12 protein-coding genes are annotated in these 12713 nt (G+C 72.7%); 8 read left to right on the top strand and 4 right to left on the bottom strand.

Going from position 1 to position 12713, the window contains the following annotated elements; translation table 11 throughout:
- The first annotated feature begins 147 nt into the window (after positions 1-147).
- The 4 genes from ACH5HR_RS03535 to ACH5HR_RS03520 all read left to right on the top strand — a co-directional run bounded on the left by ACH5HR_RS03535 (position 148) and on the right by ACH5HR_RS03520 (position 5044).
- Positions 148-1005: a formate/nitrite transporter family protein gene (locus tag ACH5HR_RS03535; RefSeq protein ID WP_416476272.1), complete on the top strand. Its 858-nt coding sequence runs from the start codon at positions 148-150 to the stop codon at positions 1003-1005.
- Between the two features lie 88 nt (positions 1006-1093).
- Complete coding sequence (locus ACH5HR_RS03530) at positions 1094-2689, top strand: Re/Si-specific NAD(P)(+) transhydrogenase subunit alpha (RefSeq protein WP_416476270.1); 1596 nt, start codon at positions 1094-1096, stop codon at positions 2687-2689.
- A complete protein-coding gene (gene pntB / locus ACH5HR_RS03525; RefSeq protein WP_416476268.1) occupies positions 2686-4089 on the top strand; it encodes a Re/Si-specific NAD(P)(+) transhydrogenase subunit beta in 1404 nt (467 codons plus the stop codon). The genes ACH5HR_RS03530 and pntB overlap by 4 nt, the downstream gene beginning before the upstream one ends.
- A gap of 25 nt (positions 4090-4114) precedes the next feature.
- Positions 4115-5044, top strand: coding sequence for a ketopantoate reductase family protein (locus ACH5HR_RS03520; RefSeq protein ID WP_402371093.1), 930 nt, complete (start codon positions 4115-4117; stop codon positions 5042-5044).
- 16 nt (positions 5045-5060) lie between these two features.
- On the opposite strand, the gene mqo is transcribed toward ACH5HR_RS03520, so the two are convergent.
- The 3 genes from mqo to ACH5HR_RS03505 all read right to left on the bottom strand — a co-directional run bounded on the left by mqo (position 5061) and on the right by ACH5HR_RS03505 (position 8678).
- Positions 5061-6632: a malate dehydrogenase (quinone) gene (gene mqo / locus ACH5HR_RS03515; protein WP_518486613.1), complete on the bottom strand. Its 1572-nt coding sequence runs from the start codon at positions 6630-6632 to the stop codon at positions 5061-5063.
- Positions 6633-6733: 101 nt separating this feature from the next.
- A complete protein-coding gene (locus tag ACH5HR_RS03510) occupies positions 6734-7429 on the bottom strand; it encodes a pyridoxine/pyridoxamine 5'-phosphate oxidase (protein WP_416476266.1) in 696 nt (231 codons plus the stop codon).
- Positions 7430-7448: 19 nt separating this feature from the next.
- On the bottom strand, positions 7449-8678 hold the full coding sequence (locus tag ACH5HR_RS03505; RefSeq protein ID WP_416476264.1) for a GNAT family N-acetyltransferase: 1230 nt from the start codon (positions 8676-8678) through the stop codon (positions 7449-7451).
- A 71-nt stretch (positions 8679-8749) separates the two neighbouring features.
- Between ACH5HR_RS03505 and ACH5HR_RS03500 the strand changes: the two genes are divergently transcribed.
- Genes ACH5HR_RS03500 through ACH5HR_RS03490 form a run of 3 tightly spaced genes read left to right on the top strand, consistent with a single transcriptional unit; the run spans position 8750 to position 10965 of the window.
- Entirely contained in the window at positions 8750-10111 is a 1362-nt protein-coding gene (locus ACH5HR_RS03500; RefSeq protein ID WP_416476263.1) for an MFS transporter, read from the top strand.
- Positions 10112-10156: 45 nt separating this feature from the next.
- Positions 10157-10393, top strand: a complete 237-nt coding sequence (locus tag ACH5HR_RS03495) for a VOC family protein (protein WP_416476262.1) — start codon at positions 10157-10159, stop codon at positions 10391-10393.
- Positions 10390-10965: a GNAT family N-acetyltransferase gene (locus ACH5HR_RS03490; protein WP_416476261.1), complete on the top strand. Its 576-nt coding sequence runs from the start codon at positions 10390-10392 to the stop codon at positions 10963-10965. Before ACH5HR_RS03495 ends, ACH5HR_RS03490 begins: the two co-directional genes overlap by 4 nt.
- 42 nt (positions 10966-11007) lie before the next feature.
- Here ACH5HR_RS03490 and ACH5HR_RS03485 read toward each other — a convergent pair whose 3' ends face one another.
- Positions 11008-11781, bottom strand: coding sequence for a DUF2599 domain-containing protein (locus ACH5HR_RS03485; RefSeq protein WP_416476259.1), 774 nt, complete (start codon positions 11779-11781; stop codon positions 11008-11010).
- Between the two features lie 107 nt (positions 11782-11888).
- On the opposite strand from ACH5HR_RS03485, the gene ACH5HR_RS03480 reads away from it, so the two are divergent.
- A complete protein-coding gene (locus tag ACH5HR_RS03480) occupies positions 11889-12710 on the top strand; it encodes a siderophore-interacting protein (protein WP_402371108.1) in 822 nt (273 codons plus the stop codon).
- Positions 12711-12713 lie beyond the last annotated feature (3 nt).

The following is a 12713-nucleotide window of genomic DNA, read 5'->3' as shown; positions in this document are numbered from 1 at the left end:
CGTCAGCCTCACGGAGGTAGGCGGCCGGCGGAGAGGAAGAAGCACCACAGGCGTTACGCCGTCGTGCTCCGGAGGTAAGACGCGTGGCAGACGCTGGTCCTTCAGCGGTCCCGGGGGCGGGCCGAGGTCCGAGGGAAGGAGCGCCGCGTGCCGTATGTGAAGCCGAACGAGCTCGTCACGCAGATGATCGACGCCGGCGAGTCCAAGGTCCACCTGTCCACGCGCGACACGCTGATCCGTGCCTTCATGGGTGCCGCCCTGCTCACCGTCGCGGCGGCCTTCGCCGTGACGGTGTCGGTCGAGACCCGCAACCCGCTCCTGGGAGCGATCCTGTTCCCTGTGGGCTTCTGCCTGCTCTACCTGCTCGGGTACGACCTGCTCACGGGTGTGTTCACGCTCGCCCCGCTGGCCTGGCTCGACAAGCGCCCCGGGGTCACGGTGGCGGCCGTGCTGCGCAACTGGGGCCTGGTGTTCGTGGGGAACTTCGCCGGTGCCTTCATGGTCGCCGTCTTCATGACCATCTACTTCACCTACGGCTGGTCCACGGAGCCCAGCGAGGTCGGGCAGGCGATCGGGCACATCGGGGAGGGTCGCACCGTCGGCTACGCCGAGCACGGTGCCGGCGGGATGCTCACGCTGTTCGTCCGGGGCGTCATGTGCAACTGGATGGTCTCGACGGGTGTCGTCGCCGCGATGATGTCCCGGAGCGTGCTCGGCAAGGTCGTCGGCATGTGGATGCCGATCATGCTGTTCTTCTACATGGGGTTCGAGCACTCGATCGTGAACATGTTCCTGTTCCCGGCGGGCCTGCTCATGGGCGGCAGCTTCACGGTGGGCGACTACCTCGTGTGGAACGAGATCCCCACGGTGATCGGCAATCTCGTCGGGGGTCTGACGTTCGTCGGTCTCATGCTCTACACCACGCACTACCGGACCAAGCCGAAGCGCAACGCGCAGCCGGTCCCGGAGGCGGAGCCGGACGACCTGGTGACGGCCGACCGCTGATACCTCGTCTCACGGAGCGACCGAGTCTCGTCCTCACCCGGTCGAGCAGGTAGGTTGCAGGGGTTTCGACCAAAGGAGGTCAGAGCCCGTGCAGATCGGTATCCCGCGCGAGTCGCGCCCGGGCGAGCGACTCGTCGCCGCCACGCCCACCACGGTGCGCAAGCTCGCCGCGCTCGGCTACGACGTCGTCGTCGAGGCCGGTGCGGGGGAGCGCGCGAACCTGCCCGACAAGACCTACGTCGAAGCCGGTGCCCGGCTCGGAGAACACGCCGACGCGTGGGCGGCCGACGTCGTCACGAGCGTGAACGCTCCTGCCGCACCGGAGCTGGACCTGCTGCGGCCGGGGGCCACGCTCGTCTCGCAACTCGCCCCCGCGGCGCGACCAGAGCTGGTCGACGCGTTGGCGGAACGTCGGGTGACGGCGCTCGCGCTCGACGCGGTACCGCGGATCTCGCGGGCCCAGGCGCTCGACGTGCTGTCCGCGCAGTCCAACGTGGCCGGGTACCGCGCGGTGATCGAGGCCGCGGAGGAGTTCGGCGGCATGTTCACCGGGCAGGTCACGGCCGCCGGGACGACGCCGCCCGCCACCGTGTTCGTGATCGGCGCGGGCGTCGCAGGCCTCGCCGCGATCGGCACCGCCTCGTCGCTGGGGGCGAAGGTGCGTGCGTTCGACGTCCGCCCCGAGGTCGCCGAGCAGATCGAGTCCCTCGGCGCGACCGCCGTCCAGGTCGAGGGCGCCTCGCAGGAGGTCAGCGCCGACGGCTACGCCAGCGCGCTCACGGACGACCAGGAAGCGGCCACGCAGCGGACCTACGCCGCCGAGTCCGCCGGGGCGGACGTGGTGATCACCACCGCGCTGGTGCGCGGCACCGCACCGACCACCATCACGGCCGAGATGGTCGCCGCGATGCGCCCGGGCTCGGTGATCGTGGACCTCGCCGCCGCCGGTGGGGGGAACTGCGAGCTGACCGTCCCGGGGGAGCGCACGGTGAGCGACGACGGCGTCATCGTGCTCGGCTACACCGATCTGCCGGGCCGCATGCCGCAGCACACCTCACAGCTGCTGGGCACCAACGTCGTCAACCTGCTCACGCTCATGACGCCGGGCCGGGACGGGAACCTCGTGGTCGACCTCGACGACGTCGTGGTGCGTGGCATGACGCTCACCCGTGACGGTGCGGTGCTGTGGCCGCCACCACCGGTCCAGGTCTCGGCGACGCCCGCGCCCGCCGAGGTTCCGGCCGCCGAGCCCGCGCCCCGCACCCCGAGCCCTGGTGAGGAGGCGGCTGCACGGCGCGGCAGGTCGCGACGGAACGGGGTGCTCACGGTGCTCGCCGCGCTCCTGGCAGGCCTGGCCGTCGCCGCGTCGCCGCCGGACGCCGTCGGCCACTTCACGGTGTTCGCCCTGGCGGTCGTGGTGGGCTACTACGTCATCTCCGCGGTCACCCACGCGTTGCACACCCCGTTGATGGCGCAGACGAACGCGATCAGCGGCATCATCCTGGTCGGTGCGCTGCTGCAGATCGGCGTCGACGACTGGCTCGTCACGTCGCTGGCCGTGGTCGCCGCCACGCTGGCGTCGATCAACGTGTTCGGCGGGTTCCTCGTGGCGAACCGCATGATCCGCATGTTCCGCAAGGGGACGCCGTCGGGCGCTCCTGTCACGCAGGAGGTGGCCCGATGACGGTCCTGTCCGTCGTCCAGGCCACCTACGTGGTCTCGGGAGTCCTGTTCATCGGGTCGTTGGCCGGGTTGTCCAAGCAGGAGTCGGCCCGGCGCGGGAACGTGCTCGGGATGCTCGGCATGGCCCTGGCGCTCGTGGCCACCGTCGCGCTCGCGCTCGAGCGTTCGGAGCGCCCGTGGCAGGTGACCGCCGGACTGATCCTCGTGGTGCTCGTCGTGGGAGCGGCGGTCGGCACCTGGCGGGTCCGCAAGGTCGAGATGACGCAGATGCCCGAGCTGATCGCGCTCCTGCACTCGTTCGTGGGGCTCGCGGCCGTGCTGGTCGGGTTCGGGTCGTACCTGACCGAGCCGCACTCGGGCACCGTGCACCTGGTCGAGGTCTTCCTCGGCATCCTCATCGGCGCGGTGACGTTCACCGGCTCGATCGTCGCGAACCTCAAGCTGGCGGCCAGGATCAGGTCCGCACCGCTGAACCTGCCGGGCCGCAACGCGATCAACCTGGGCCTGGTCGTCGCGTCGGCCGGTCTGCTCACCTGGTTCCTGTCCGCGGCGAGCGCCGGGGCGGACGCCGCCGCGCTGACGGCGCTCGTCCTCGCCGCCCTGGTCGCGCTCGCGCTCGGCTGGCACCTCGTCGCCTCCATCGGCGGCGGCGACATGCCGGTGGTCGTGTCGATGCTCAACTCGTACTCGGGATGGGCTGCGGCGGCGGCAGGCTTCATGCTGGGCAACGACCTGCTGATCATCACCGGTGCCCTCGTGGGCTCCTCCGGCGCGATCCTGTCGTACATCATGTGCCGGGCGATGAACCGGTCCTTCGTCTCGGTGATCCTCGGCGGGTTCGGCACCGACCCGGGCACGGTCGCGGAGGGCGCGGCCGGCGAGCACCGCGAGACGTTCGCCGCCGACGTGGCGGAACAGCTCACGGCCGCGACGTCGGTCATCATCGTGCCGGGCTACGGCATGGCGGTGGCGAAGGCGCAGCATCCCGTCGCCGACCTCACCGAGAAGCTTCGCGCCCGCGGCGTGGACGTGCGCTTCGGCGTGCACCCGGTCGCGGGCCGGCTGCCGGGCCACATGAACGTGCTGCTGGCCGAGGCCAAGGTGCCCTACGACGTCGTGCTGGGCATGGACGAGATCAACGGAGACTTCGGTGCGACGGACGTCGTGCTGGTCATCGGGGCCAATGACACCGTGAACCCTGCCGCCCAGGAGGACCCGGCGTCGCCCATCGCGGGGATGCCCGTGCTGGAGGTGTGGCGGGCCCGCGACGTCGTCGTGTTCAAGCGGTCGATGGCGACCGGCTACGCGGGCGTGCAGAACCCGCTGTTCTTCCGCGAGAACACGGCGATGGTCTTCGGTGACGCGAAGGAGCAGGTGGAGCGGATCATCCAGTCACTGTGAGTGCTCTGAGCGCTACCATCGGGCGATGACCAGCGCGAACGCACACCGCCCACTCATCGCCGTCGTCGGTCCGGGGGCGGTGGGCGGCCTCGTCGCCGCCCTCCTGCAGAAGGCGCGGCACGACGTCGTCCTCGTCGGGCGGCCCGGCACGGCCCGACGCGTCACCGAGCACGGGATCGAGATCGTGACGGACCGGTTCGGTGCCTGGCACGCCCCGCTCCGGGCGACGACGTCGGTACCTCGCGGCGCGCGCGTGCTCGTGGCCGTCAAGGCGGAGGGTGTCGCCGAGGTCGCCGGCACGATCGCGGCGGCGCGGCCGCCCGAGGTGGTCTCGCTCCTCAACGGGATCGAGCACATGGCGGCCCTGCGCGCGTCGCTCGCGGTGCCCGACGGCGAGGACCCGGACGGGAGCGTCGTCGTCGGCGCGTCCTACGCGGGCGAGACGCTGCGAACCGGGTCGGGGCCGGACACGGCCCTGACGGTGCGGCACCGCGGCGGGCTGCTGCGGATCACCGTGCCGGCGGAGGCTGCTGACCTCGACGTGGTCCAGGCCGTGCGCGACACCGACATCGAGGTGGCGACGGCGGGCAGCGAGACCGAGGTGCTGTGGTCCAAGCTGCGCTTCCTCGCGCCGCTGGCGCTGCTGACGTCGGTGCACCGGACCGGGATCGGTGAGGCGATGGACGCCGATCCGGCTCTCACCGACGGGGTCCTCGGAGAGGTGGCCGCGGTGGCCTCGGCCGAGGGGGTCGCGACGACGCCCGGGGACCTGCGCGGCATCCTGCGCGGGTTCCCGCCGACGATGCGGTCGTCGCTGCAGGCGGACCTGGCGGTCGGCCACGCGGGCGAGCTCGACGCGATCGGCGGCGCCGTGGCGCGGCGTGGTGCGGCACGGTCGGTGCCGACCCCGACGATCGAGCGTGTCGTGGCGCAGCTCGGCGCCGGGGTCGGCTGACCGTGGTCCGGCCGGCTCAGATGCGGGAGTCGGCGCGGGACTCGTAGACGCTGGCGGGCAGGACGCCGCCGTTGCGGGCGGCGAGCTCGCTGGCGGAGAGCTCGGAAGCCGCGTCGGTCGTGGTGTCGATCTCGCGGGCGTCCGCGGGGACACCGTCGAGGCTCGGCATCATCGCGGCGAGCCGCGGGCGCCAGGAGGCGAACTCGGTGGGGAAGCAGCGGCCGAGGAGGTCGACCATCGCCGAGACCGCGGTCGAGGCGCCCGGCGAGGCGCCGAGCAGGCCGGCGATCGAGCCGTCTGCGGCGGACACGATCTCCGTGCCGAACTGGAGGACCCCGTTGCCGTCGGCGTCCCGCTTGATCACCTGCACGCGCTGACCGGCGGTGATCGTCTCCCAGTCCTTGGGGTGCGCGGTGGGCATGAACTGCTGCAGCGCGTGGAACTTGGTCTCGGGGGCGGCGACGAGCTGGCCCACGAGGTACTGCGTGAGGTCCAGGTTCTTCAGGCCCGCGCCGATCATCGACGTGAGGTTGTGGGCACGCATCGAGGTGAGCAGGCCCAGGTACTTGCCCTTCTTGAGGTACTTGGGGCTGAACCCGGCGTACGGGCCGAACATGAGATAGCTCTTGCCGTCGACCACGCGCGTGTCCAGGTGGGGGACGGACATCGGCGGGGCGCCGACGTCGGCCTTGCCGTAGACCTTGGCCTGGTGCTGCGCCACGAGCTCCGGGTCGTCGGTACGCAGGAACTCGCCGGAGATGGGGAAGCCGCCGAAGCCCTTGATCTCGGGGATGCGGGCGGACTGGAGCAGCGGCAGGGCGCCACCGCCGGCGCCGACGAACACGAAGCGCGCCGTGACGGTGGACATCCGCTCCGGTGCGTTCCACGTGCGGTCCTTGACGCGCAGGCGCCAGCCGCCGTCACGAGTGCGCCGCAGCGAGCGGACCTCGTGCTGGAGCTGGAGCTCGGCGCCGTGGGCGACGAGGCCGTCGATGAGCTGGCGCGTGAGGTTGCCGAAGTCGACGTCGGTGCCGGCGGCGGACCGCGTCGCCGCGATCGGCTCGTCCGTGTCGCGCTCGGTGGTGAGCAGCGGTGCCCAGCGCTCGATGTCGGCCCGGTTCGTGGAGAGCTCGAGATCGCGGAAGAGCGGGTGCGCGCTGAGCGCCTGGTGGCGGCGGCGCAGGTAGTCGACGTTCTTCGAGCCGCGCACGAACGTCATGTGCGGCGTGCGGCTGATGAACGAGGAGTCCTCGAGGCGCCCGGTGGCGAGCAGGTGGTTCCACAGCTCTCGCGAGGTGTGGAACTGCTCGTTGATCGCCACCGCCTTGGAGATGTCGATGGTGCCGTCCGGCTTCTCCGGGGTGTAGTTCAGCTCGCAGAGCGCGGCGTGCCCGGTGCCCGCGTTGTTCCACGGGTTGGACGACTCGAGCGCGACCTCGTCGAGGCGCTCGATGATGCGGATCGACCACGTCGGCTCGAGCTGCTGGATCAGCGTGCCGAGGGTGGCACTCATGATGCCGCCGCCGATGAGGACGACGTCGACAGCGTCGGAGGAGCCGTTGCTGGAGGTCGTTTCGCGCGAAGTCACCTCGCCATGCTACGACGCTGGTGAAAAGTGTCACAAAGAATGAGAGCAAGGTCACAAGCCCTCTGACCTGCAGTGATGTGGATCACATCAGGTGTCGGGGGTCAGGGCCACAGCAGCTCCTTGGTCCAGGGGGTGTCGGTGGTCCCCGGTGCGCCGGTGGCGCCGGCCGGGGCGTCGGTGCGGTATCGCACGCGGGTCTGCCCGGTGCCCGTGCCGGACTGCCAGAACTCGACCTCGCGCGGAGCGAGCCGCCAGGCCGTCCAGGCGGGCGCGACGAGCTCGGGGTCGGCGCGGACGGTGTCCAGGGCGTCGGCCCACGCCGCACGGTGCTGCGCCAGATCGTCCAGCACCTCGCTCTGGTGGTCGACCAGCCCGGCGGCGCGCGAGGCGTCCGGGCGGGCGCGGAAGTCTGCGCCGCCGGCGTCGGGGTGCGACGTGGCGGTGCCGATGACACGCACCTGGCGACCCGTCTCGCGCCACAGGAACGTCAGGGCGGCCCGGGGGTCGGCCGTCAGGTCACGGCCCTTCGGGCTCGTCGAGTGGCCGGCGAACCACCAGCCGCCGGCGGTGAGGTCCTTGAGGATCACCGTGCGGGCGCGCACCTCCCCGCGCCCGTCCGAGGTGGACAGGGTCATCGCGTGCGGACCGGTCGCCCCGGCGGCGACCGTCTCGTCGAACCAGCTCTCGAAGAGCTCGTGGGGCGTCGCGGGGAGGTTCGCGAGATCGTCGACCTCCCAGCCGGGCAGGCCGTCGGGCAGGACGGGCAGCGCGCGCAGGCGCTCGCGGAAGGTGGTCACGGGGTGTGTCCTCGTCCCTCTAGAAGTAGTCGCGCACGTGCACGTCGCGGCCGTGCCACAGGGCGTCCCACAGCCGGTCGTGCGTCGCCGGCCCCCACACGAGGCCGGCGAGCCGGAGGTTCGCGGTCGAGGCCGCACCGGCGTAGCTCAGGGCGAGACCGGCGGAGGTGAACGTCAGCCGCTCTGGTCCCGCCCCCGGGGCGGGCGGGGCGTCAGGGCGGACGTGTGCGACGCCGTCGTCCACGACGATCGTCCACGCGCCCTCGATGTCGGGGGTCCGCGGATCGACGACGGCGAACGGCACCTGAGCGCTCACCGGCGGTAGGTGAGCGGCGCCGAGCGCCCCGGCGACGTCCAGCAGACGCAGCATGTACGGGCGGCTCGTGGTGGTGGCGGTGTGGTCGGGCAGCACCAGGCGGCTCGGGTCCGAGCCGGTCCACCCGCCCGACGTCGAGAGCCGCACCGAGCCGGCGACGGCGGTGAACGACCCCAGCACGCGCCACAGCGCCCGCGCGGCGTCCGGGGTGAGCGCGACCAGGTCGTCGACCTCGAGGGCGCCCGTCCTGTCGTACCCGGCGCCGCGGGTCCAGCTGGCGAACCCGAGCACCTCGTCGCCCGGGCCGACGGCGAGGCTGACTCCCGTGTAGGCCGCGTCCGGCCCGAACATCTCCTCGGGCTGGGCGGTGAACGGCTTCTCCTCGCGGGTGAGCGGGCCGTTCTGCCGGGCGGCCCAGGAGCCGTACACGGCGCGGATCGCCTCGACGTCGGCCGGGTTGGCGCGCCGGGCGCGCACCTCGCCGGACGGCGGCCGCACCGTGGCGAGCGCGGACATCGGCAGCTGCACCTCGTCGTAGGAGCCGATCACCTCGTACCCGAGCCCGCGGTAGATGCCGGCGGCGCTCGGGTAGAGGGTCGAGACGACCTCTCCCTGCTCGCGCGCCTCGGTGAGGGCGGCGGCGAAGAGCGGACCGAGCACACCCTCGCCGCGGTGCTCGGCGGCGACGGTGACCCCCGCGAACCCGGCGGTCGGCACGGCGGCACCGTGGAACCAGGACGTGAAGCGGCGCACCCCCAGGGCGGCGACGAGCTCCGCGCCGTCGTGAGCGGACCACGGGCGCACGTTCGCCGACGGCCAGCGACGGGCCTCAGGTTCTGGCTGCCGCGCCGCGGGAGAGCCGAACGCCTCCTCGCCGAGGCGGCGGGCGGCAGGCGCGTCGGCAACGACGGAACGGCGGATCTCGAGGGCCATGGACCCACGCTACCCACCCGGCGCCCCCGATCTCCGGGTGCGGCTGGTCAGGACCGCCGGGCGGTCGTAGCGTGAAGCGCGTGACCACCACGCCGACGCAGCGACGCGTACTTCTCGTGGCGATCCTGGCGTCCTTCGTCTCGTTCCTCGACGGGACCGTCGTCAACGTCGCGCTGCCCGCGATCGCCGACGAGCTCGGGGGGCCCGGGGAGGCGGGACTGACGCTCCAGCAATGGGTGGTCGACGGCTACCTCGTGACCCTCGGCGCCCTCATCCTCGCGGCCGGCTCGCTCTCGGACGTGCACGGACGCCGTCAGGTGCTCCTCGTCGGCCTCCTGGGCTTCGCCGTCGCCTCCGTGCTGTGCGCGGTGGCACCCACCGGTGCGGTGCTCGTGGGTGCCCGGCTGCTGCAGGGGGTCGCCGGAGCGATGCTCGTACCGAGCTCCCTGGCGCTCATCATCTCGACGTTCGAGGGCCAGGCGCAGGGCAGGGCCATCGGGGCCTGGACCGCCTGGACCGGCACCGCCATGATCGTCGGACCGTTCGTCGGGGGCGGGCTCGTCGACCTCGTCTCCTGGCGCGGGGTGTTCTGGATCAACGTGCCCGTCGTCGCGGTGACCCTGTACCTGCTCCGGGCGGTACCGCCGTCGGAGGCCACGAGCGGCCGCCGCGTCGACGTCCCCGGCGCTGCCCTCGCCGCCGTCGGGCTCGGGGCCACGGTGTACGGGCTCATCGAGGAGACATGGCCGCTCGCCGGTGTCGGCCTCGTGCTGCTGGTGGCGTTCGTCCTCTACGAGCGCCGCGCGCCCGACCCGATGCTGCCGATGCGGTTGTTCGCCGTGCGCAACTTCGCGTGGGGCAACATCGCGACCGCAGCCGTCTACGGGGCGCTCGCCTTCGGCGGGTTCGTGCTCACGCTGTTCCTGCAGCAGGTCGCGGGCTACTCCGCGACGGCCGCCGGCGTGGCGCAGCTGCCCATCACCTTCGCGATGCTGGCGCTGTCCACCCGCTTCGGGGCGCTCGCGGGCCGCTTCGGGGCGCGGTGGTTCATGACGATCGGTCCGATCGTCGCCGGGGGCGGGTTCCTGCTGATGCGCACCATGGACGCCGACGCGAGCTACGTGACCCAGGTGCTCCCCGGGATCCTCGTCTTCGGGCTCGGCCTGGCGATCACGGTCGCGCCGCTGACGGCTGCGATCCTCGGTGCCGTGCCGCCCACCGACGCCGGGATCGCCTCGGCGGTGAACAACGCCGTCTCGCGGGTCGCGGGCCTGGTGGTCATCGCGTTCGCCGGTGTCATCCTCGGCGGGGTGCTCGACGTCGACTCGTTCCACTGGGCCCTGGTCGTGACGGCCGCGCTGCTCGTGGCGGGCGGTCTGGTGAGCATGGTGGGGATCAGGGACCGCCCGCGGGAGACCACGCCCGCGGGCTGACGAAAAATCCGTGCACCCGGCCGCTCGCCGTGGGACGGTCGAGGGATGCTCTCGCTCATCTCGAACCTGGTCATCGACTGCGCCGACGCCTACGGGCTGTCGCGATGGTGGAAGAGGACGCTCGGCTACGTCGACGACGTCGAGGCCCTCCTGAGCCGTGGTGCGACCCTGGTCGCGGACCACCGCGGCATCGGGCCCGGGAGCGGCTGGCAGGTGCTCGCGGACCCCGAGGGCAACGAGTCCTGCGTCCTGCGGTCCGCGGCAGAACGTCAGGCCCGATGACTGCGGCGACCCCCGCGGCCGGAGGGACCGGGTTGATCCGGCCGGAGCGGCCGGCAGACTTCGCCGCCGTCCGTGCGCTGCTCACCGCCGCCTTCGACGACGGTGGTGAGGTGGCCGACGGCGTGGAACGGATCCGCGCGTCGTGGATCTACCGCCCGGAGCTCTCGCTCGTGGCGATCGACGCGGAGACCGCTGAGCGGACCAGCGGGAGCGTCGCGGGCTTCGTGATGGTCACCGGGTGCACCGTGACCGGGCCGGCAGGGTCACGGACGGTGGCGATGCTGACTCCGCTGGCCGTCGCTCCCGACCGGCAGCGGCGCGGGCGGGGCGCCACCCTGGTCCGGTCGGTGCTCGAACTGGCGGACCGCGCGGGCGAGCCGTACGTCGTCCTCGAGGGGAGTCCGCACTACTACGGACGCTTCGGCTTCGAGGACGCGCGTCCCCACGGGATCCGTCTCACGCTGCCCGACTGGGCACCGCCCGAGGCCGGTCAGGTGCGGCTGCTCTCGTCCTACGACGCCGGCGACAGGTCGCTGCGCGGTGCGATCGGCTACCCAGCGGTCTACGGCTGAGGTGCGGCGGCCCGGCACAGCGGCAGCCTGCGACCCGGGTGCCTAGTCCGTGGGGTTGCAGCGGTCGGCCAGCACGGCCACGAGCCCGACGTCGGGCCGCCACGGTTCGAGGTTCCAGGTGTCCTTGTCGGGCGCGCCGATCGAGTGGCAGACGAGCTGGTCGTGCATGACGGGCGTGTCCACCTCGGGGTCCGCCGCGACCAGCTCGGCCCACACGAGGTCCGTCCCGGCCTCGCCGGCGGACCGTGCCCAGCGGGTGGGGGCGACGGCGAGCGACCGGCCGCCCTCGCGCTGGCCCCAGGCGGTGCTCTCGACGGCCTCGGTGCCCAGCATCGTCTCGGCGGTGGTCGCCTCCGACGCCTCGACGTGCACGGTCGTGGTGTCGACCGCGGTGAGTTGCGCGCCGCCGGTGACGCGCGAGAGGCCCGCGACCGGGGCGCCGTCGTCGTCCAGGATCGTCACGGTGGAGTCGGCGTTCACCCGCAGGTGGCCGGGGGAGTCCAGCGTGATCGTGGCCGGTGCGCCCGGGGCTGCGCCGGTCCGGATCGTGGCCACGCCGTCGTCCCCGTGGACCACCTCGATGCCGGAGGGGCCGCTCTCGCCGGGCGCCGAGACGGTGAGGGCGGTGTCTGCGGAGGACGCCTCCGTCGAGGTGCTCTCGGCAGGTCCGGCGGTGCCGGCCGGTGGCCCGGTGCTCGGTGATGCCGCGGCGGCCGGCGACGGCGCCTCGGTCCCGGCCTCGTCGGGCTCTGCCGTGCAGGCTCCGAGCAGGCAGCAGGACAGGACGACGAGGGCGGGGAGCGATGGCCGGCGCACAGGCCCATCGTGCCCGACGACGGCTGCGGCGCCGGGCACCTCGGTCGAGCGTCCGCGTGGCGGGACGCCCCTTCCCTGACGGATGAGGTTCGCCTAACCTTATCTGTATGTCGTCTCACCACGGTCGCAAGCCGGTCGATCCCCAGGTCGTCGTCGCCGAGGTCGTGCGCACCAAGCAGGTCACGCCCCACATGATGCGCGTGACGCTGGGCGGGCTCGACCGGTTCTCCGCACTCGGGTACGACCAGTGGTTCCGGCTGTTCCTGCAGCGGCCCGGCCAGGACGTGCTGCGCCCGCCCACCCGCTCCTCCGAGTGGGGCTGGTACCTGCAGTACCTCGCCACCCCGAAGTCCCGGCGGCCCTGGGTGCGCAACTACACCGTGCGCGCCGCACGCCTCGACCTGGGCGAGATCGACGTCGACTTCGTCCTCCACGCCGACGCGGAGGGCCGCACCGGGCCGGCCGCAGACTTTGCGACGACGGCACGGTCAGGCGACACCGTCGGACTGCTCGACCAGGGCGCCTCCTACGACCCGCAGCACGACCACGACTGGACCTTGCTCGTGGGTGACGAGACGGCACTGCCGGCCGTGGCCGGCATCTGCGAGTCGCTGCCTGCCGACGCCCGCGGCACCGCCGTCATCGAGGTCCCGACGGCGGACGACCAGCAGGACTTCCGGGCGCCGGCCGGCCTCGAGGTGCGTTGGGTGGCCCGCGACGAGACCACCGGCGCGGACGCCGTACCGGGGCAGGCCGCGCTCGCGGAGGTGTGCGGGCTCACGCTGCCCGACGGCGTCGGCTCCGCCTACGCGGCCGGTGAGGCCGGGCTGGCCACCGGCGTGCGACGCCACCTCGTGGCCGAGGGCATGCCGAAGACGCACATCACGTTCCTCGGCTACTGGCGCCACGGCAGGGCCGCGTCGAGCTGAGCG

The sequence above is a fragment of the Isoptericola maris genome (genome assembly GCF_048065335.1).
Classification (GTDB): domain Bacteria; phylum Actinomycetota; class Actinomycetes; order Actinomycetales; family Cellulomonadaceae; genus Isoptericola; species Isoptericola rhizosphaerae.
The sequence above is the reverse complement of the archived record's forward strand: the minus strand, read 5'-3'. Positions and strand labels throughout refer to the sequence as shown.